The sequence below is a fragment of the Paenibacillus popilliae ATCC 14706 genome, assembly GCF_000315235.1.
Lineage (GTDB): Bacteria > Bacillota > Bacilli > Paenibacillales > Paenibacillaceae > Paenibacillus_B > Paenibacillus_B popilliae.
In genome coordinates this window covers 1-248 of the sequence record NZ_BALG01000293.1, presented here as the reverse complement: position 1 = coordinate 248, position 248 = coordinate 1, and the positions used below count along the sequence as shown (strand labels likewise).

Here is a 248-nt window from a genome sequence, read left to right as displayed (position 1 = left end):
ATAAAAAGGTAGCTAGCATCCATGTGCCCGTAAAATCAGTCAACAACAAGACGGGCGATGTTAGACTGACGGCGGCGGATGTGGGTGCCGAAACACCATCGGGAGCGCAAGCAAAGGCAAACCAAGCGGAGGCTAATGCCAAGGAGTATGTAGACAATAAGCCATGGCAAAAAGTCCGGGTTACCGCTGATGACGGTAGTGCTACCATGACAGGAGATTTAAATGCCGATCTATCAACAGGTTGGTAT

The 248-nt window shown here is 49.6% G+C and carries 1 pseudogene; it reads left to right on the top strand.

The features are described 5' to 3' along the window. Positions 1-248 (top strand): annotated as a pseudogene (locus PPOP_RS24585) (hypothetical protein); the annotation flags it as partial.